Raw genomic sequence first — 17,856 nt, forward strand, 5'->3', positions numbered from 1 at the left:
CAGCCGTCAGAATAGATTAGTAAACATTAAAAAACTCCCATCACGAATGCACCCGTGAAAGGAGTTTTCCTTCTTTATTTCCCTTTTCCTGTATGCTGCTCCTTAGGGATGATTACTGTAAAGGTACTTCCCTCATTAAGCTTGCTGTCTATGGTGATTTCACCATGCTGAGCCTCGAGAATATGTTTCACGATGGCCAGTCCAAGTCCCGTTCCTCCGCTCTCTCTGCTTCTGTCCTTATCAACACGGTAAAAGCGTTCAAATATGCGTGGAAGCTCCTCTTCATCAATCCCGATTCCCGTGTCCGCTATCTTGATATAAACCTTGTCCACATCCTCGCTTGCAGATATAGTTACTTTCCCATCTGCCGGAGTGTAAGAAATGGCATTGCTGACGAGATTAATGATCACTTGCTGGATACGAAAAGGATCTGTTTCACAAACGATTGGCTGATTCGGGTCATTTAGGACAAATTGAATGTTCTTCTTGGCTGCCTTCTTCTCCAATATCTCGTACGTATCTCGCAAAACAGGAACGATATCCACCTTCTGCAAATCAAGCTGGAATCCCTGCTGCTCCACCTTAGACAATTCCAGCAATTCCTTGATTAGTGCTTGAAGCCGGTTACTTTCCTTCAGAATGATGGAGAGGAAATGATTTAGTGTATCCTTATCTTCCTTTGCTCCATCAATCAATGTTTCCGTAAAGCCCTTTATGGATGTAACAGGCGTATTCAATTCATGTGATACATTGGCTACGAATTGCTTCCGCACGGTTTCGAGCTTCTTCAGCTCCGTAATATCATGGAAAACCAAAATAATTCCTTTCCATTCACCCTTCGGACCAATAATCGGTGCCCCGTACACTTCGAAATTCTTCCGTTCAAGACCGATTGTCAAGACAATTTGTTTTTTTATTTTTTGCTCGACCATGAAGATTTCCTCAATGAGGGCATTTACTTCCTCACGATGGATTACCTTGTAATAAAGCTCCGACAAGTAATCCTCTTCATTTTCTTTAAAGAGATTCAGGTAAGCACGATTGACCATATTGATATATCCTTTATCATCAATCAATAGCAAGGCGCTTCCCATATTCTCAATCAAAGTACTGAGCCGGTCTTTTTGAATATCATAGGCGATTTTCATCTCTTGCATATCACGGGCAAGCTGATTAATGGAATCATTCAGCAGCCTCGCTTCCTTGTTGCGGCCAATATAAGTGCGTGCACGATAATTCCCTTTCGTCAGCTCCTGCACCGCATGAAAGGCGCTATCAACAGGCAGGAAATACTTCTTAATGATCTTAAAAACAAATAGCATGATAACGATGAATGCCACTGCCAAAAATGACAGAGAGGTTGTCCAGATCGATAACCCTCCCATAATGACATTCTTCTCTTGACCAACCAACAGGATGCCTTCATCCGATTGAATAGGAGAAATATAATAGAATAATCCGTCATCATGAAGCTCCCCGAAAACCGGTTCAGCTGAATGATCCCTGAAATCTTCCAACTTCGCTTGATAAAGAGCCAGCTCCTCACCTGTTGTCCCTTCTTCTACATACCTCTTATCAGAAAGAACCTCGCCGTCACGGTCAGTCAGCAGGATAGAAATACCCAGCTCTTTACTGAGTACTTCAAGCCGGCTATTAAGCTCCGTTGTATCCTCTAGATCAACGAGCTGCCATTCGATTACTTGCGCCGCATTCTTCAGGTCATTCCTCGTATCTCTTTCCAGATACATCGTGAACACCTTTCCTAATAAAAGTCCAAACAGAAAGGAAATAATCAGGATAGCGGAGGCAATCTCGAACGTCATCATTCTTCTTGATTTCTTCATTATCTCGGTTCCTCTAGCTTATATCCAAGTCCGCGTACCGTTTTAATATAGACTGGCTTCTTCGTATCCTGTTCGATTTTTTCACGTAAATGACTGATATGCACATCCACAATTCGTGTATCCCCAACAAAGTCATAATTCCAAATGACATTCAAAAGCTGATCCCTTGTGAGAATTCTTGACTTATTTTTCGCTAGATAAGCCAAAAGTTCAAATTCCTTCGGTGTCAACTCAAGCAATCCATCACGAAGATAGGCTTCATATCTTTCAATATATATTTTCAGTTCGCCGACTGTGATGAGGTCTGTATCATCCTCTTTTGACTCAGCGGCTGTATTAATCATATCCACTCTTCTTAGGAGGGCCTTTACTCTTGCCACAACCTCACGCGGGCTGAATGGCTTAGTCATATAATCATCGGCACCCAGCTCAAGTCCAAGAACTTTATCGAACTCTTCGCTTTTGGCAGTGAGCATCAATATTGGGACCGCAACCTTATTCTGACGCAGGATTTTGCAGACCTCAATCCCGTCAAGCTTAGGCAGCATGAGGTCCAATATGATCACATCTGGTCTTTCTGTCATTGCCAGCTGCTTACCCATTTCCCCATCCATCGCCTTAATGACGGTAAACCCGGCTTGTTCCAAATTATACGTAAGCAAGGTAATGATTGATTCTTCATCTTCCACAACTAGGACTTTTTTGCTCATCTTATCCTCCATCCGCTTCCCGATATATTAACTTCATTTCTAATAGCTTATGTTTGAATAGTCCTCTCTATTTATTTCATTGCCATAATCCATTCTGAATTATGCGCTCCAGACCAATCAATAAAGCATTTATCACCAATGTCTCTTCCCCAATTATACCAATCTCTCACCATTATATATGAAAAGATGAAATCTTGGTATAATGTCCCGCACCGGAATATAGGCAGGGACATGAATCATGCAGGAGTCGGTTCGTGAGATATCTAAACCACAGGAAAAGGCCTTTCAAAAGATTTCAGAATGTAGACAAAATCGCATTGACTCTAGCTGATAAGATTTTGTTCTATTCCCTCTGGCGTGGACTGCTTCCTCTATGTGTTCGCCTGAATGAGCTTCTGATAGATTTCACTTTACTTGTAAACAAATGGAAGGAGACATTCCTTACAATCAATTTCAGTAGAATTATTTGATTTCTAGAGGAGTATGCATAGTTATCTTGTCATTAAAAAAATCAAACAAGTGACTTGAGAAAAAAGTACTCTCAATTCTTTTAGGCAAAATTAAAAGGGACTCCCGAAAGAGTCCCTTTGTACATATATCACACAAGAATAGACATAACTGCCTTGACTGATTGAACGGAATGAGCAAGGGCGGCTTGTTCCTCCTCTTGCAATTCAAGTTCAATTACTTTCTCTATACCGTTTGCACCGATGATAGTCGGTACACCAAGGTAGATTCCATCATAGCCGTATTCCCCCTCTAAATAAGCTATGGCTGGAAGAATCCTGCGCTGGTCCTTCAAGATAGCCTCTGCCATGGATACAAGGGAGGCAGCGGGTGCATAGTAGGCACTGCCGTTACCAAGCAGCTCGACAATTTCTCCTCCGCCCTTTCTTGTCCGCTCGACAATACTGTTGAGACGCTCTTTAGGGATGAGTGCTTCCAATGGAATCCCGCCGGCATAGGAGTATCGGACAAGGGGAACCATTTCATCCCCATGTCCGCCAAGCACAAAGCCAGTTATATCCTTGACAGACAGATTTAACTCCTGAGCGATGAATGTGCGGAATCTTGCTGTATCAAGCACGCCTGACTGCCCAATAACACGGTTCTTTGGAAATCCCGTTTCCTTGAAAACCGTGTAGGTCATCGCATCGACCGGATTGGTCAAGACGATGATATGGCTTTCCGGCGAATATCTTACAACTTCCTTTGCTACTGAACGCATGATTTTCTGATTGGTTTGCACAAGATCATCACGACTCATGCCAGGTTTCCGGGCAATACCTGCCGTAATAATGACTAAATCGGAGTCCTTTGTATCTGCATAATCGGATGTTCCGATAATGGATGCATCAAACCCTTGCACCGGACCAGCCTGGGCCATGTCTAAAGCCTTCCCCTTTGTAGGCTTTTCCATTTGCGGAATATCCACGAGCACTACATCCCCAAGCTCCTTTTGTGCTAAAAGGAACGCTGTAGTCGCTCCTGTAAAACCACTGCCGATTACAGAGATTTTTTTGCGTTTCAATCCCATAATATATCATCTACCCCCATCGTTTATTGACGGTACCGTTCAAAAATCATCCCTCGTAAATCGTGCCTGCTTTCTACCTGTGTTCTTTATTCCATATTCTTGATTAATTCATCAGCAAATTCAGAGCATTTCACTTCGTTTGCTCCATCCATCAAGCGGGCAAAGTCATAAGTAACCACTTTAGAATCAATCGTTTTCTCCATGGAACGAGTGATCATGTTCGCTGCTTCATTCCAGCCTAAATGCTCAAGCATCAATACGCCGGAAAGAATGACAGAGGATGGATTTACTTTATCAAGACCTGCATATTTTGGAGCTGTACCATGTGTCGCTTCAAAAATCGCATGTCCAGTTACGTAGTTAATGTTTGCCCCTGGAGCAATACCGATACCGCCGACTTGTGCTGCAAGAGCGTCAGAGATGTAATCCCCATTCAAGTTCATTGTTGCAACGACATCGAATTCTCTTGGTCTAGTCAGAATTTGTTGAAGGAAGATATCCGCAATAGAATCCTTTACGATGATCTTGCCAGCTGCTTCAGCATCAGCCTGTGCTTTATTAGCCGCTTCTGTGCCTTCTGCATCTTTAATGCGGTCATATTGAGCCCATGTGAACACTTGCTCGCCGAACTCTTCTTCCGCTACTTCATAGCCCCAGTTTTTGAAGGCTCCTTCAGTAAATTTCATAATGTTTCCTTTGTGAACAAGCGTCAAGGATTTTCTTCCTTCCTTGATGGCATAATTCAACGCTGCGCGTACAAGGCGTTTTGTTCCTTCTTCAGAAACCGGCTTAATACCGATACCGGAAGTTTCCGGGAAGCGAATCTTAGAGACACCCATTTCATTGCGAAGGAATTCTAATAGTTTCTTAACATCATCAGAACCTTTGGCATATTCAATTCCAGCATAAATATCTTCTGTATTTTCACGGAAGATGACCATATCCGTATCCTGCGGGCGTTTAACCGGTGAAGGAACGCCATCAAAGTATCTAACAGGACGCAAGCATGTGTATAGGTCAAGCTCTTGACGAAGCGCGACATTTAAGGAGCGGATTCCGCCGCCGACAGGAGTTGTTAATGGCCCTTTAATCGCGATTAAGTATTCTTTAATCACGTCAAGTGTTTCAGCCGGGAGCCATTCACCTGTTTCATTAAATGCTTTTTCGCCAGCTAATACTTCTTTCCAAACAATAGCTTTCTCGCCGTTATAGGCTTTTTCTACCGCAGCTTCCAATACACGGGATGCAGCAGCCCAAATATCCGGGCCTGTTCCGTCACCCTCGATAAAAGGAATGATTGCATGATTTGGCACTTGTAGAGCGCCATCTACTACTTTGATTTTTTCTGCCTGACTCATTGAAAATCCCTCCAGCATGTATCAGCAAGCACCAAACCTGCTGTTCTTTAGTCTCTATATCTTCTCTATCTCTTTAACACTCTAAAGTATAGTATACCTATTTAAAATATTATGAACAAATTTTACATTTATAAATATCAGAATTATTTAGTGAGGCTTGTCCAATACTAGATGAAAATCAGCGTTCTTCGATTGGAACGTACTTTTGCATGCCAGGACCGACATACTCTGCACGAGGACGAATTAAACGGTTGTTTTCATATTGCTCAAGAATATGAGCAATCCAACCGGACATACGGCTGACAGCAAAGATTGGTGTGAATAGGTCATGATCAATACCTAAACTGTGGTACACGGATGCAGAATAGAAATCTACGTTTGGCGGAAGAGGTTTTCTGGAAGTAACCAATTCCTCAATTCTTGTGGACATTTCATACCATTTCGGTTCGCCGTTCATGTCAGTTAGCCTTTTGGACATTTCACGGAGATGTTTCGCACGAGGGTCCCCTTTGCGGTATACGCGGTGGCCAAATCCCATGATTTTTTCTTTATTATCAAGCTTATCATTAATATAAGTCTCGACATTCTCAAGTGAATCTATTTCTTTGAGCATTTTCATAACTGCTTCATTTGCTCCGCCGTGAAGCGGTCCCTTCAAGGCACCAATGGCAGCAGTAACACCAGAATACATATCAGATAAAGTCGCCACACATACACGTGCAGTGAATGTAGATGCATTCAATTCATGATCGGCATGAAGTACGAGAGCTTTATTAAATGCCTCAATCTCAACCTGGCTTGGCTCCTTGCCATTTAACATGTACAGGAAGTTTTGGGCATAACCAAAATCCTTGCGCGGTGCAATTGGCTCAAGACCCTTACGGATGCGTGAAAAAGCTGTCACGATGGCTGGAATCTTTGCTTGTAAGCGGATAGCTTTTCGTAAGTTTGCCTGATCATCCATGACATCTGCTTCCTCGTCATATAATCCAAGCATGGATACAGCCGTTCTCAAAGCTCCCATCGGGTGTACTTTTTCAATTGGATACATCTTAAAATGCTCGATGATTTCATTCGGCAATGCAGCATTTGCAGCCAATTGATTCTTCAAGTCCTCTAATTCAAGATGATTTGGCAGCCTGAGGTTCCATAATAGGAAAATAACCTCTTCAAAGCTTGCGTTTTCCGCTAAATCATCAATGTCATACCCCACATATGTGAGCGTGTCATCAATGATCGAGCTGATGGAAGATGATGTAGCAACAATACCTTCTAGACCTTTTGTTACAGACATTAAAATCTCTCCTTTGCCAGAAATTTCCCCTATGTTTTCCGATTCACTGGTCAGTCGGGTTAATCATGCTGAATATATCCCGGCTTTAAAGCTATATTCTTGCATAACTTCTTTACTCTTATAATAAGTAAGCGTTATCATAAGAAAGCGTTTTAAACCCATCTAAACCATTCTCTGAACGATTGCTCAGAATAATAATAGGGTTCACAAAAAAATTGTAAATTTTTGTGAAACCCGAGCCTTTTTTAATTATAAACAATTATTCCAAATTTGTGAAAGAAAACAACTCGTAAAATTATTTGACAGAGGTTTTTCCGAGAGATTTATCGAAATAAATCGATTAGCTGCATCATTAAGTAGGCGATACCGGCACCAATTAACGGACCGACTGCTACCCCATTAAATAGGGCAACCGCTAAGATTGTCCCAAACACGAGCGCCACCGTGATATGCGGGTCACTAGCAAGCAGTTGAATGCCATTCTTGGCGATAAGAGCTACCGCCACTCCGGAAAGCATAGCAACCCATGCATACGGGGATTTGGCCGCTTCAGCCAGCTGCTTAAAGCCGATATGACCGGTAGCGATTGGCACGAGTACCGCAATCGTAATAATGGTCACGCCCCAGTTGATACCCTTCGATTGAACATACGCTAAAAAGCGGCCGTCAGCTCCTGCCACTTTCATCAACAACAGGAAGCCTGTTGCGACCATTAATGAAGTATTCTTAGCAATGACCCCAATCAAAAGAAGAATAAGCAGGAAAATATAAGGTCCATACATGTTGTTTCATCCTTCCAAGTTTCAATTTATCTAAACATTGTAAATAAATAATTTATTTTACTTTTGTGGTAATAATCGAATTTTCATTGAACTAAAGATAAGAATATAATAGATAGAAGAAGACCCTCGCTTAAGGAGGCATTAATCGTGAATCTTGAATATTTATATCGTGCCCTGCGCTTTGTGTTCGTCATTGTCGGCACCGCCGCATCTGTTTATTTATTGCTTTTGACGGCGAAATATACATACCCTTTTATCATAGGGATATGCCTTGCCTTCTTGATGAATCCCTTCATCACCTTTCTAACTGGAAAGCTTCGTTTTCCACGTGCTTTGGCTGTCTTGGTCAGTATGCTCATCCTAATTGCCTTAATTGCAGGATTAATTACCTTTTTAGTCACAGAAACCGTGGCTGGCGCAGCCTATTTGTCTGATGTATTGCCAAAGCATCTCAACACCATGATTATCCTCATCCAAGATTATTTTCAAGCCAAGATTCTTCCCTTATATGAGAAGATCATTTCTTTGTTTAATAATCTCGAAGCTGGTCAACAGGATACAGTTCTATCAAATATCGAAAATATTGGGAGCAGCATTGGAACAACTCTGACAAATCTCATACAAACCACTCTTGGCTTTGTTCCTAAGTTGATTGGCTGGCTTCCAGGTGCTGGAACGGGCGCTATTTTCACCTTGCTTGCAACCTTCTTCATCGCAAAGGAATGGAACAAGCTTCTTGCTAAGACACAGCAGTTCCTCCCTGATAAGACCCTCCAAAACATCCGGAAGGTCATCATTGAACTTGAACGGGCATTATTTGGCTTTATTCGTGCACAATTGACCCTGATCTCGATGACAACACTCATTGTATTGATTGGATTGCTTATTCTGAGAATCGAATTTGCCATCACAATCGCCTTGATTACGGGGTTTGTTGACTTGCTTCCTTATCTCGGAACAGGTCTCGTGTTTGTCCCATGGATTATTTATGCCTTAATGACTGGCAATTTAAGCCTGGCCCTTGGACTCGCTATTCTGTATACAGTTGTCATTGTTCAGCGTCAGCTTATGGAACCGAAGATTCTCTCTTCCAGCATAGGGCTTGACCCGCTTGCGACCTTAGTTGCCATTTTCGTCGGTTTCAAGATACTCGGGTTTCTCGGGCTCATTCTTGGCCCAATCGTCCTCGTCATCATCCGCACGCTTTATAAGCTGCACATTCTCCATGATGTTTGGGATTTTATCATGGGCAGGAAACCAACCGATTTCCCTGAATAAAAAAAGGGCTGTTCATGGCAGACTGTTGAATCAGTCTGCCATAAACATGCCTGCTCACTTAACGGATAATCTTAATCGTACCTCGTGACTTGCTCATCAGCTTCCACAGTAACGCAGTTAGCAGCGGCTTGACCCATTTCCTTGTGATTGGAATAAGAAGCATAAGTCCGGCAATGTCACTAATAAAGCCTGGCAAAAGAAGCAGGAAAGCACCCGCAAGAATACAAATTCCATTAAAGAGCTCCTCACCAGGCATCATTCCCCTATTCAATTGTTCCTGTGCCCTTCTCAGGGTCTGTATTCCCTGCCTCTTAGCGAAGAAAAAGCCGAAAATACCGGTTAAGAACATAAGGGATACCGTCCACCCAATCCCAATATAAGAGCCTGACAGCAGCAGGACAATAATTTCAATTGCCGGTATCAGGATAAATAGAAACGTTGATCGTTTCATAAAAGCCCTCCTACATTATCTCTTCCTACCAGTGTACCACGAAAAGAAAAAGAGCTGCCTAAATTAGCAAAAGGCCAACTTAAACAACTCTTTCTCAATTTATGGATTAAAGGATGCTTGCATGTCCTTCATAAATACGTCCGCTTCTTGCATGAACGGTAACAGTTTGTCCGTCCTTCAAATCAACTGTCGCATTTTTTGCGCCAACGATAACCGGAATGCCTTGGCTTAATCCTACAACGGCAGCATGGCTTGTCAATCCGCCTTCTTCCGTAATAAGCGCAGCACATTTCTCGATGGCTGGCATCATGTCGCGATCACTTGCATTTGTTACAAGGATGCATCCTTCTGTTGCTTTTTCATTTGCTTCTGCAGCATCTTTCGCCACAACTACTTTGCCTGATGCAGATTTGCGGCCGATACCTTGGGCGCTCACCAATACAGAACCAATGATATGGATTTTCATGATATTAGTTGTACCAGATTCGTTAACTGGAACACCTGCTGTGATGATAACCAAATCACCTGGGTTCACGAAGCCATTTTTCATGGATTCTGTTACAGCTGTATCAAGCATATCGTCTGTGTTTGTTGTCGGTGTTCCCATGATAGGCTGAACACCCCAAACCAATGCAAGCTTACGCATTACACGCTCATGTGCTGTAACAGCAATGATTGGTGCATTGGAACGATAGCGGGAGATCATGCGAGCAGTAGAACCGCTTTGTGTCGGTGCAATAATAGCAGAAACCTTTAAGTTAAGGGCTGTATGAGCAACAGACAAGCCGATTGCCTCTGTCACATTGTAATCATGGTCTTTGCTGCGTGCAGAAAGAATTGCTTTGTAGTTCAAAGCTGTCTCTGTTTTCTGTGCAATATTGTGCATCGTTTGAACGGCTTCAACTGGATATTGACCTGCAGCTGTTTCACCAGAAAGCATGATGGCATCTGTACCGTCAAAGATTGCATTCGCAACGTCACTTGCTTCCGCACGAGTCGGACGAGGGTTGCGCTGCATGGAATCAAGCATTTGTGTTGCTGTGATAACTGGTTTAGCCAAACGGTTGCAGCGTTTGATTAGATCCTTTTGAACAAGTGGTACATCTTCTGCTGGAATCTCAACACCAAGATCTCCACGTGCAACCATCAAACCATCAGAAACTTCAAGGATTTCCTCGATGTTTTCAACACCTTCATGGTTTTCAATCTTAGGAATGATTTGGATATGGCCAGCATTATGTTTTTCAAGCAATTCTCTGATTTCTAGAACATCAGCTGCACGGCGAACGAATGATGCTGCAATGAAATCAACATCTTCTTCGATACCGAAAACAATGTCTTCTGCGTCTTTTTGTGTAATTCCAGGCAATTTCACAGAAACACCAGGAACGTTAACGCCTTTTTTGTTTTTGATCATTCCAGTGTTAAGTACTTTTGTATGGATTTCACCTTTTGACTTATCGACATCGATAACCTCAAGGCCGATTAATCCATCGTCTACAAGAATTCTTGAACCTGGATATACATCATCGATCAAGCCTTCATAAGTGATGGAAAACTTCTCTGGTGTTCCAAGAACTTGAGTGCTGGAAATAGTCACATTTTGGCCGGCAACCAATTCAAAACCGCCATTTTCCATATCATGAGTACGGATTTCAGGACCTTTCGTGTCAAGCAAGATCCCAACTGTTTTGCCGGTTTCCTTTGCAGCTTGGCGAATTGTTTGAATCCGTGCACGGTGTTCTTCATGGCTTCCGTGTGAGAAGTTTAGGCGCGCCACATTCATGCCGGCCTCCATTAAAGCTTTAAGCTTTTCTAATGATTCACTGGCAGGGCCAATCGTACACACAATTTTCGTTTTACGCATGCTGTATCCTCCTAATTACTTTATATAACTTAAATTGACAGCTCATCTGATAATTTATACATTTTTTGATCAATCACATGTGGCATCTTCAATGCTTCAATGATATCATAATCAACCAATTTGTTGTTCACGATCCCTACAGCACGGCCGCCCTTGCCTTCGATCAGCAATTCAACTGCGCTGGCTGCCAAACGGCTCGCTAAAACGCGGTCCTGTGCAGTAGGGGAACCACCGCGCTGAACGTGTCCTAGTACGGTAACACGAGTTTCAGCACCAGTGCGTTTTTGAATTTCCTCACCGATTTCAAACCCGTTTCCTACACCTTCTGCTACAACGATGATACTGTGTTTCTTTCCTCTATCATGCCCGCGATTCAGCTTATTAATGATATCATTCATATCATGGTTTTCTTCAGGAATGAGAATAGATTCTGCTCCGCCGGCCAGACCTGCCCAAAGAGCAATATCCCCGGCATTTCTTCCCATAACCTCAATTACGTATGTTCTCTCATGAGATGTAGCTGTATCTCTAATTTTGTCGATGGAATCGATAACGGTATTCAGTGCTGTGTCAAATCCAATTGTGAAATCAGTTCCTGGAATATCATTATCAATTGTTCCAGGCACACCCACACATGGATAACCAAGCTCTGTCAATGCTCTTGCTCCGCGGTAAGAACCATCTCCGCCGATTACAACAAGACCTTCAATGCCAAATTTCTTAAGTTGTTCAATACCCTTAAGCTGCACTTCTCTTTCCTTGAATTCTGGACAACGTGCAGTATAGAGCATTGTTCCTCCTCTATGTATAATGTCACCGACTGAACCAAGTTCAAGTTTTTTAATATTTCCATTGACCAGTCCTTGGTATCCGTTGTATATTCCATATACTTCAACATTATGGTAAATCGCCTTACGGACAACTGCGCGAATGGCGGCGTTCATGCCTGGAGAATCTCCTCCGCTTGTTAATACGCCAATTTTCTTCATGATCATCACCTCAAGTATATTATAATCTCCTCTATAGAGCTTCAACCTGTAAAGAATGGAAAGGAAAATCTCTCTGATGAAACTATATAGCCTTATTGCAATTTTTATTCTATGATAACAAAAAACTTTCGTAAACCCCATTATACCAGTATTTAAAAAATGGAAACGTTATCATGTTATTTATCTTCAGCATATTTTTGGAAAATGAACATTCCATGTACTTTTTCCCTTCCCCGAAAAAAAGAAACGTACATAAAATCTGTACGCTCCCTCATTTTCACCTTATTGATAGGTAAAAACACTCCCAAGGAAATTGTATTTCCCAATCTTCCTGTATTTCAGGTAGCGCATATCTAATAACTCATCTTTATCAAGTGATGATAGTTTCTCCAAAGACTGCGCTAATATACGGTCAATTTCACGTGCCTGATCCATTACATTTCGGTGGGCTCCGCCAAGTACCTCTGGAATGACCTCATCAATGATCTCCAGCTCTTTCAAATCCCTCGCCGTAATTTTCATTGACTCCGCCGCTTTTTTCGCTTGAGCGGAATCCTTCCAAAGAATAGAGGCTGCCCCTTCAGGAGATATGACAGAATATGTAGAGTTCTCAAGCATATGCAAATGATCGCCTACGCCAAGGGCCAATGCACCGCCGCTTCCTCCTTCACCAATCACGATACAAATAATCGGAACCTTTAATCCCGCCATCTCAAACAGATTGCGGGCAATAGCTTCACTTTGACCGCGCTCTTCTGCTGCCTTTCCTGGATAAGCTCCCTTTGTATCGATAAAACAGATTACTGGACGATTGAACTTTTCAGCCTGCTTCATGAGCCTTAGCGCTTTTCTATACCCCTCCGGATGTGGCATCCCAAAGTTACGAAGGATATTCTCCTTTGTATCCTTGCCGCGCTGATGGCCGATTACCGTGACGGGCTGGCCGCGATATTTAGCAATTCCTCCGATAATCGCATGGTCATCACCATATAACCGGTCGCCGTGGCATTCGAAGAAATTCGTAAACAAACGGTCAATATAGTCCTTGGTGGTCGGACGCAAAGAATGACGCGCTATTTGAACACGATCCCACGGCTCTAGAGTTTCATAAATTTCTTTTTCAATGTCCTGCAGCCTATCCTCAAGAGTCTCAATATCCTCCGAAAAATCATGGGAAGTGGTGCCCGCAAGTTTCTTCAGTTCTGCTATTTTTGTTTGCAAGTCCTTGATGGGCTTTTCAAACGATAATTCCCCTGTCATCACTCATTACCTCCTGGCATGTGAATCTCAAGTATATTAACCAAAGCCGCTTTTAATTCAGTGCGGGGGATAACAGCATCCAGCTGACCATGCTCAAGCAAAAATTCTGATGTTTGGAAGTCCTCCGGCAGTTTCTCATGGATTGTCTGCTCGATAATCCTTCTGCCCGCAAAGCCAATCAAGGCCCCCGGTTCAGCCAAATTATAGTCTCCTAATGAAGCGAAGCTCGCCGATACGCCGCCGGTCGTCGGATGGGTCATAACTGAAATAATCAAGCCTTGATGATCACTAAACCGTTTTAAGGCGGCACTTGTCTTCGCCATTTGCATTAAGCTTAATACCCCTTCCTGCATTCTAGCTCCGCCTGAAGCCGTAAAGATGATGAACGGCACCTTTAATTCATCTGCCTTCTCAATAGCCCGTGTGATTTTCTCGCCGACAGCAGATCCCATACTTCCCATCCGGAATGTCGAATCCATGACAGCGACCACTGTGGTCTGACCACCTAATTGACATACTCCTGTTAAGACCGCTTCATTCATGTTCGTCTTCTTACGATCCTGATCCAATTTCTCGAGATAATTCGGGAAAGATAAAGGATTCTCTGACACAATCATACGATCGATTTCCTCAAAGGTTCCTTCATCACTAAGGCTCACAATCCGCTCATAAGCCGTCATCGTATGATGATACCCGCATTTAGGACAAACTTTGTCATTCTTGATGATTTCCTTTGAATATTTGATAACCTTACAGGAAGGGCATTTCATCATGATACCTTCCGGGATATCCTGTTTTGCTTTATCTGATGGGATTGTCGCATATTTTTTTCTTCGTCCCCTTGAAAATACATCTTTTAACAAACTGCCCTATCTCCTTTCCATTCCCCTATGTGTTTTAATAACCAAGAGTGGCCTTACCTCTTGTTTACGGAAGAAAGGCCTATAGTCCGCCAACTACAAACGATTCCTTCCATGAATCCTCAAAAGATAAAGCCAAGTCCATTTGGTTATACAGCCATTCTATTCGGCCGTTACACTTTTTCTGATTTTTTCTTCATAAATGGCAAGAGCTTCGTCCTTTTGCCCATTCTCTAACATGGCAGCTAATAGGATGTATTGCTTACGCTCAGAAATAGGAAAGATACTGCCAGAAGCTTTGCAATAGCTGTTAACAGTTCTCCATATTCTCTCCATCAAACGATTATCTGTCATTATAGCCAATTTAGTGAAGAATTCTTCATCGGTAAACGAATTGTTCCTTGCCCATTGATATAAGTCTTTGCCTGCCTCCGGATCACGGTCACTACGATCGGAAAGGATTCGAATGCAATCCTTCTCAAGCAGAAGCTTCACTTCAAGCAAGTCTTCCTTCGTCTTTCCCTCTAGCACAAAGAAGGAACCCAATAGTTCCACAAGCTTGTGCTCCTGGAAATTATAGATGAATGTGCCTTCTCCTCTGCGTGTTTCAATTAAGCCTAAGAGCTCTAAGGCCCTAAGTGCCTCCCGAACAGAGGAGCGGCCCACATTCAACCGCTCTGAAAGCTCCCTTTCGGATGGAATCTTATCTCCAGGCACAAGCCTGTCCTGTTCAATCATTTTCTGAAGCTTACGTACGATTTCTAAATAAACCTTTGATTGCCCTGTTTCTTGCCTTTGCTCCACTGGCCCTCACTCGCTTTTCCCAATTGATGATAATAACTCTGTTTTTCTTCTAATCTCTTCCGGGTCCACTTTTAAACGTGCAACACCTGTTTCCATGGCCGCTTTAGCCACAGCAGCCGCGACAGCTGGTGCTACCCGGGGATCGAACGGTGCAGGAATGACATAATCCGCATGCAGCTCTTCCTCCGTGATTAAGTCCGCAATTGCATGCACGGCAGCCACCTTCATCTTCTCATTGATATGAGTGGCGCGTACATCCAGAGCTCCGCGGAAAATTCCCGGAAATGCCAGCACATTATTGACCTGATTAGGAAAGTCCGATCGCCCTGTCCCCACAACCTTGGCTCCCGCCTCTTTCGCAAGCTCAGGCATGATTTCGGGAGTTGGATTAGCCATTGCGAAGATGATTGGATCCTCTGCCATGGATTGAACCATCTCAACCGTAAGTGCATCAGCTACTGAGACCCCAATAAACACATCGGCCTCCTTGATAACATCCTTGAGGGACCCTTCTGTGCGGCTGCGGTTGGTATACTTTGCAACCTCTGCTTTCACCTTGTTCATTCCGTAGGGACGATCTTCAAAAATCGCTCCTTTACTATCACACATAATGATATCACGCACACCAAAATTGTATAGCAGTTTAATGATAGCGATGCCGGCTGCACCCGCTCCACTGGCGACGACCTTAATCTCGGACATTTTTTTGTTGGAGAGCTTAAGCGCATTCACGAGACCGGCAAGCGTGACAATAGCTGTTCCATGCTGATCATCATGGAAGACTGGAATATTGGCTTCTCTTTTTAACCGTTCCTCGATCACAAAACAATTCGGCGCAGCAATATCCTCCAGATTGACTCCGCCAAATGTCGGCTCCAGCAGCTTGACCGTTTCTACAATCTTGTCCACATCATTTGTATTCAAGCAGATTGGAAAAGCATCCACACCTGCAAAACTCTTAAATAGCAAAGCCTTTCCTTCCATAACAGGCAGGGCTGCCTCAGGACCGATATTTCCCAGTCCAAGTACGGCTGTTCCGTCGGAGACAACAGCGACTGTATTGCCTTTTATGGTATATTCATATACTGTATCCGGTTTATCATGAATTTGCTTGCAAGGCTCTGCAACGCCCGGAGAGTAGGCCAGGCTTAAATCCTTCGCATTTTGTACCGGAACTTTAGACACGGTTTCCAACTTCCCTTTGTTAATACGATGCATATGCAATGCTTCTTCTCTTAACGTCATCTCCAAACACCCCTTCTCCATATAAAACAATATCTGTCCCATCCATCTTGATGGTCTGACCAGAAATGATATCTTTCAATATATCACAATATTCAGGCTGATTCCTAGTCAATCTTCTTTTAACAACACATTTCCTTTACCAGCAATATCCTCAAGGCTTGAGATTAAATGGGGAGAAGGGTTTACCCAATTATCTTTTGACAGTTGAATCGTCTTTGCTTCCTTCTCATAATGCAGATATACTTTTACGCTGCCGCGGTATCCCGCAAGGCATTTCTTGATACTAGCAAGATTTTCGGCAGTTTGCCTATCCGATGTAAGCCTGATATAAAGCGATTTAAACAGAGAGCGCAATTGCTCATTCTCTTCATTCAAGTCATACATCGTTTTGATTACAAACTGCCGCTTGCCATTCCGCTCCTCTGATTTTCCCTCCAACAGCAGCATATTTCCTTCCTTCAACAGGCTGCTATGATGTCGGTACACATCCGGAAATGCGACACATTCTATTTCTCCCGTCTCATCACCGGCTGTCAAAAAGGCCATATTCTCTCCCTTTTTTGTCCGAATCGTTTTCACGGATTGAATAAAAGCACCGAGATACCCGGACATACCAGCGTGGTACTTCACAATAGGCAAGGCGCCCGCCTGTGTTAATTTCCTCCGGAAGCCCGATAACGGATGGTCAGATAAATAAAATCCAAGCACCTCTTTTTCTTTTTGCAGCTTTACGGCAGAAGGCATCGCGTCAACCATCATGTATTTTGGCTTGATCATCTCATCATCTGCATCAAAAAAGCTGGAATCACCGTTTGACGGACGGACCAATTCAACATGCTCCAATGCTACATCAATGCTTGCAAGCAGGCTTGCCCGGTCAATGGAAAACTCATCGAATGCACCCGCATAGCATAAATTCTCAAGCACCTTTCTATTCACTATCCGTGCAGGAGCACGTACACAAAAATCAAATAAGTCGAGGAAGGGACCATTTTTGCGTGCTTGGACAATCTCCCGCAAAACAGACGCCCCAATCCCTTTGATTCCAGCAAGACTGTAGCGAATCCCCAATCCTTTCTCAATCGTGAACGGGTAATGGCTCTTATTGATTGACGGCGGTAATATCTCATAGCCATTGCTCTTCAATTCCTGTACATATTGGAGAATCTTCTCCTCATTGCCGATAACAGATGTCATAATACCGGCCATGAAATGAAGGAAATAGTTTGCCTTCAAATACGCGAGCTGATAAGCAATCAAACTATAAGCAACCGCATGACTTTTAGGAAAGCCGTAATTGGCAAAACGGACAATCAAATCGTACACATCGTTTGCCCGCTTTGCATCATACCCTTTACTTTGTGCACCGCGTACGAAGTGCTCTCTTTCCTGGTCGAGCACATCCTTCTTCTTCTTGCTGACCGCTCTGCGAAGAAGATCAGCCTCTCCAAGGCTGAATCCAGCCATTGTGGAGGCAATCTGCAATAGTGATAGGTAAACCTTTGAAGTTATCTCCAGCTTTTCCCCCACTCCACACCGTACGTGACCCTTTCGGAGTCATACGGCGTTCCATCAAG

General features: G+C 43.3%; 15 protein-coding genes. 1 reads left to right on the forward strand and 14 read right to left on the reverse strand.

Going from position 1 to position 17,856, the window contains the following annotated elements; translation table 11 throughout:
- Positions 1-74: 74 nt before the first annotated feature.
- The 6 genes from pnpS to ACY8DX_RS16855 all read right to left on the reverse strand — a co-directional run bounded on the left by pnpS (position 75) and on the right by ACY8DX_RS16855 (position 7,525).
- Entirely contained in the window at positions 75-1,844 is a 1,770-nt protein-coding gene (gene pnpS / locus ACY8DX_RS16830; protein ID WP_462405642.1) for a two-component system histidine kinase PnpS, read from the reverse strand.
- The gene (locus ACY8DX_RS16835) at positions 1,844-2,554 is read right to left on the reverse strand and encodes a response regulator transcription factor (RefSeq protein WP_049669901.1); all 711 of its coding nucleotides are present in this window, start codon (positions 2,552-2,554) and stop codon (positions 1,844-1,846) included. Before ACY8DX_RS16835 ends, pnpS begins: the two co-directional genes overlap by 1 nt.
- Positions 2,555-3,152: 598 nt before the next feature.
- Positions 3,153-4,091: a malate dehydrogenase gene (gene mdh, locus ACY8DX_RS16840; RefSeq protein ID WP_049669899.1), complete on the reverse strand. Its 939-nt coding sequence runs from the start codon at positions 4,089-4,091 to the stop codon at positions 3,153-3,155.
- Between the two features lie 86 nt (positions 4,092-4,177).
- Positions 4,178-5,449, reverse strand: a complete 1,272-nt coding sequence (gene icd, locus ACY8DX_RS16845) for an NADP-dependent isocitrate dehydrogenase (RefSeq protein ID WP_049669898.1) — start codon at positions 5,447-5,449, stop codon at positions 4,178-4,180.
- A gap of 178 nt (positions 5,450-5,627) precedes the next feature.
- Positions 5,628-6,743: a citrate synthase gene (citZ, locus tag ACY8DX_RS16850; RefSeq protein WP_439803149.1), complete on the reverse strand. Its 1,116-nt coding sequence runs from the start codon at positions 6,741-6,743 to the stop codon at positions 5,628-5,630.
- A gap of 323 nt (positions 6,744-7,066) precedes the next feature.
- Positions 7,067-7,525 carry a DUF441 domain-containing protein gene (locus ACY8DX_RS16855; protein WP_049669896.1) on the reverse strand — a complete coding sequence of 153 codons (459 nt, stop codon included), beginning with the start codon at positions 7,523-7,525 and terminating at the stop codon, positions 7,067-7,069.
- Between the two features lie 147 nt (positions 7,526-7,672).
- On the opposite strand from ACY8DX_RS16855, the gene ytvI reads away from it, so the two are divergent.
- Positions 7,673-8,803 (forward strand): sporulation integral membrane protein YtvI, encoded by a 1,131-nt coding sequence (gene ytvI, locus ACY8DX_RS16860; RefSeq protein WP_462405643.1) that lies wholly within the window; start codon positions 7,673-7,675, stop codon positions 8,801-8,803.
- 58 nt (positions 8,804-8,861) lie between these two features.
- Here the strand turns inward: ytvI and ACY8DX_RS16865 are convergent, their stop codons facing one another.
- The 8 genes from ACY8DX_RS16865 to ACY8DX_RS16900 all read right to left on the reverse strand — a co-directional run bounded on the left by ACY8DX_RS16865 (position 8,862) and on the right by ACY8DX_RS16900 (position 17,809).
- Entirely contained in the window at positions 8,862-9,254 is a 393-nt protein-coding gene (locus tag ACY8DX_RS16865) for an FxsA family protein (protein ID WP_049669894.1), read from the reverse strand.
- Positions 9,255-9,360: 106 nt separating this feature from the next.
- Positions 9,361-11,121 (reverse strand): pyruvate kinase, encoded by a 1,761-nt coding sequence (pyk, locus tag ACY8DX_RS16870; RefSeq protein WP_049669893.1) that lies wholly within the window; start codon positions 11,119-11,121, stop codon positions 9,361-9,363.
- A gap of 29 nt (positions 11,122-11,150) precedes the next feature.
- Complete coding sequence (gene pfkA / locus ACY8DX_RS16875) at positions 11,151-12,110, reverse strand: 6-phosphofructokinase (protein ID WP_049672781.1); 960 nt, start codon at positions 12,108-12,110, stop codon at positions 11,151-11,153.
- Positions 12,111-12,392: 282 nt separating this feature from the next.
- Positions 12,393-13,370 carry an acetyl-CoA carboxylase carboxyl transferase subunit alpha gene (accA, locus tag ACY8DX_RS16880; protein ID WP_462405644.1) on the reverse strand — a complete coding sequence of 326 codons (978 nt, stop codon included), beginning with the start codon at positions 13,368-13,370 and terminating at the stop codon, positions 12,393-12,395.
- The gene (gene accD / locus ACY8DX_RS16885) at positions 13,370-14,233 is read right to left on the reverse strand and encodes an acetyl-CoA carboxylase, carboxyltransferase subunit beta (RefSeq protein ID WP_049669891.1); all 864 of its coding nucleotides are present in this window, start codon (positions 14,231-14,233) and stop codon (positions 13,370-13,372) included. Before accD ends, accA begins: the two co-directional genes overlap by 1 nt.
- Before the next feature lie 159 nt (positions 14,234-14,392).
- On the reverse strand, positions 14,393-14,968 hold the full coding sequence (locus ACY8DX_RS16890) for a FadR/GntR family transcriptional regulator (protein WP_049672780.1): 576 nt from the start codon (positions 14,966-14,968) through the stop codon (positions 14,393-14,395).
- A 72-nt stretch (positions 14,969-15,040) separates the two neighbouring features.
- The gene (gene ystJ / locus ACY8DX_RS16895; protein ID WP_049669890.1) at positions 15,041-16,279 is read right to left on the reverse strand and encodes an NADP-dependent malic enzyme; all 1,239 of its coding nucleotides are present in this window, start codon (positions 16,277-16,279) and stop codon (positions 15,041-15,043) included.
- A gap of 108 nt (positions 16,280-16,387) precedes the next feature.
- Entirely contained in the window at positions 16,388-17,809 is a 1,422-nt protein-coding gene (locus tag ACY8DX_RS16900) for a helix-hairpin-helix domain-containing protein (RefSeq protein WP_462405645.1), read from the reverse strand.
- Positions 17,810-17,856 lie beyond the last annotated feature (47 nt).

Source organism: Gracilibacillus sp. Marseille-QA3620 (genome assembly GCF_054950035.1).

What these genes read in the sequence shown, in the direction of transcription:
- pnpS (WP_462405642.1), bottom strand. Translation starts at nt 1,844, where the DNA reads ATGAAGAAATCAAGAAGAATGATGACGTTCGAGATTGCCTCCGCTATC.
- ACY8DX_RS16835 (WP_049669901.1), bottom strand. Translation starts at nt 2,554, where the DNA reads ATGAGCAAAAAAGTCCTAGTTGTGGAAGATGAAGAATCAATCATTACC.
- mdh (WP_049669899.1), bottom strand. Translation starts at nt 4,091, where the DNA reads ATGGGATTGAAACGCAAAAAAATCTCTGTAATCGGCAGTGGTTTTACA.
- icd (WP_049669898.1), bottom strand. Translation starts at nt 5,449, where the DNA reads ATGAGTCAGGCAGAAAAAATCAAAGTAGTAGATGGCGCTCTACAAGTG.
- citZ (WP_439803149.1), bottom strand. Translation starts at nt 6,743, where the DNA reads ATGTCTGTAACAAAAGGTCTAGAAGGTATTGTTGCTACATCATCTTCC.
- ACY8DX_RS16855 (WP_049669896.1), bottom strand. Translation starts at nt 7,525, where the DNA reads ATGTATGGACCTTATATTTTCCTGCTTATTCTTCTTTTGATTGGGGTC.
- ACY8DX_RS16865 (WP_049669894.1), bottom strand. Translation starts at nt 9,254, where the DNA reads ATGAAACGATCAACGTTTCTATTTATCCTGATACCGGCAATTGAAATT.
- pyk (WP_049669893.1), bottom strand. Translation starts at nt 11,121, where the DNA reads ATGCGTAAAACGAAAATTGTGTGTACGATTGGCCCTGCCAGTGAATCA.
- pfkA (WP_049672781.1), bottom strand. Translation starts at nt 12,110, where the DNA reads ATGAAGAAAATTGGCGTATTAACAAGCGGAGGAGATTCTCCAGGCATG.
- accA (WP_462405644.1), bottom strand. Translation starts at nt 13,370, where the DNA reads ATGACAGGGGAATTATCGTTTGAAAAGCCCATCAAGGACTTGCAAACA.
- ACY8DX_RS16890 (WP_049672780.1), bottom strand. Translation starts at nt 14,968, where the DNA reads ATGATTGAACAGGACAGGCTTGTGCCTGGAGATAAGATTCCATCCGAA.
- ystJ (WP_049669890.1), bottom strand. Translation starts at nt 16,279, where the DNA reads ATGACGTTAAGAGAAGAAGCATTGCATATGCATCGTATTAACAAAGGG.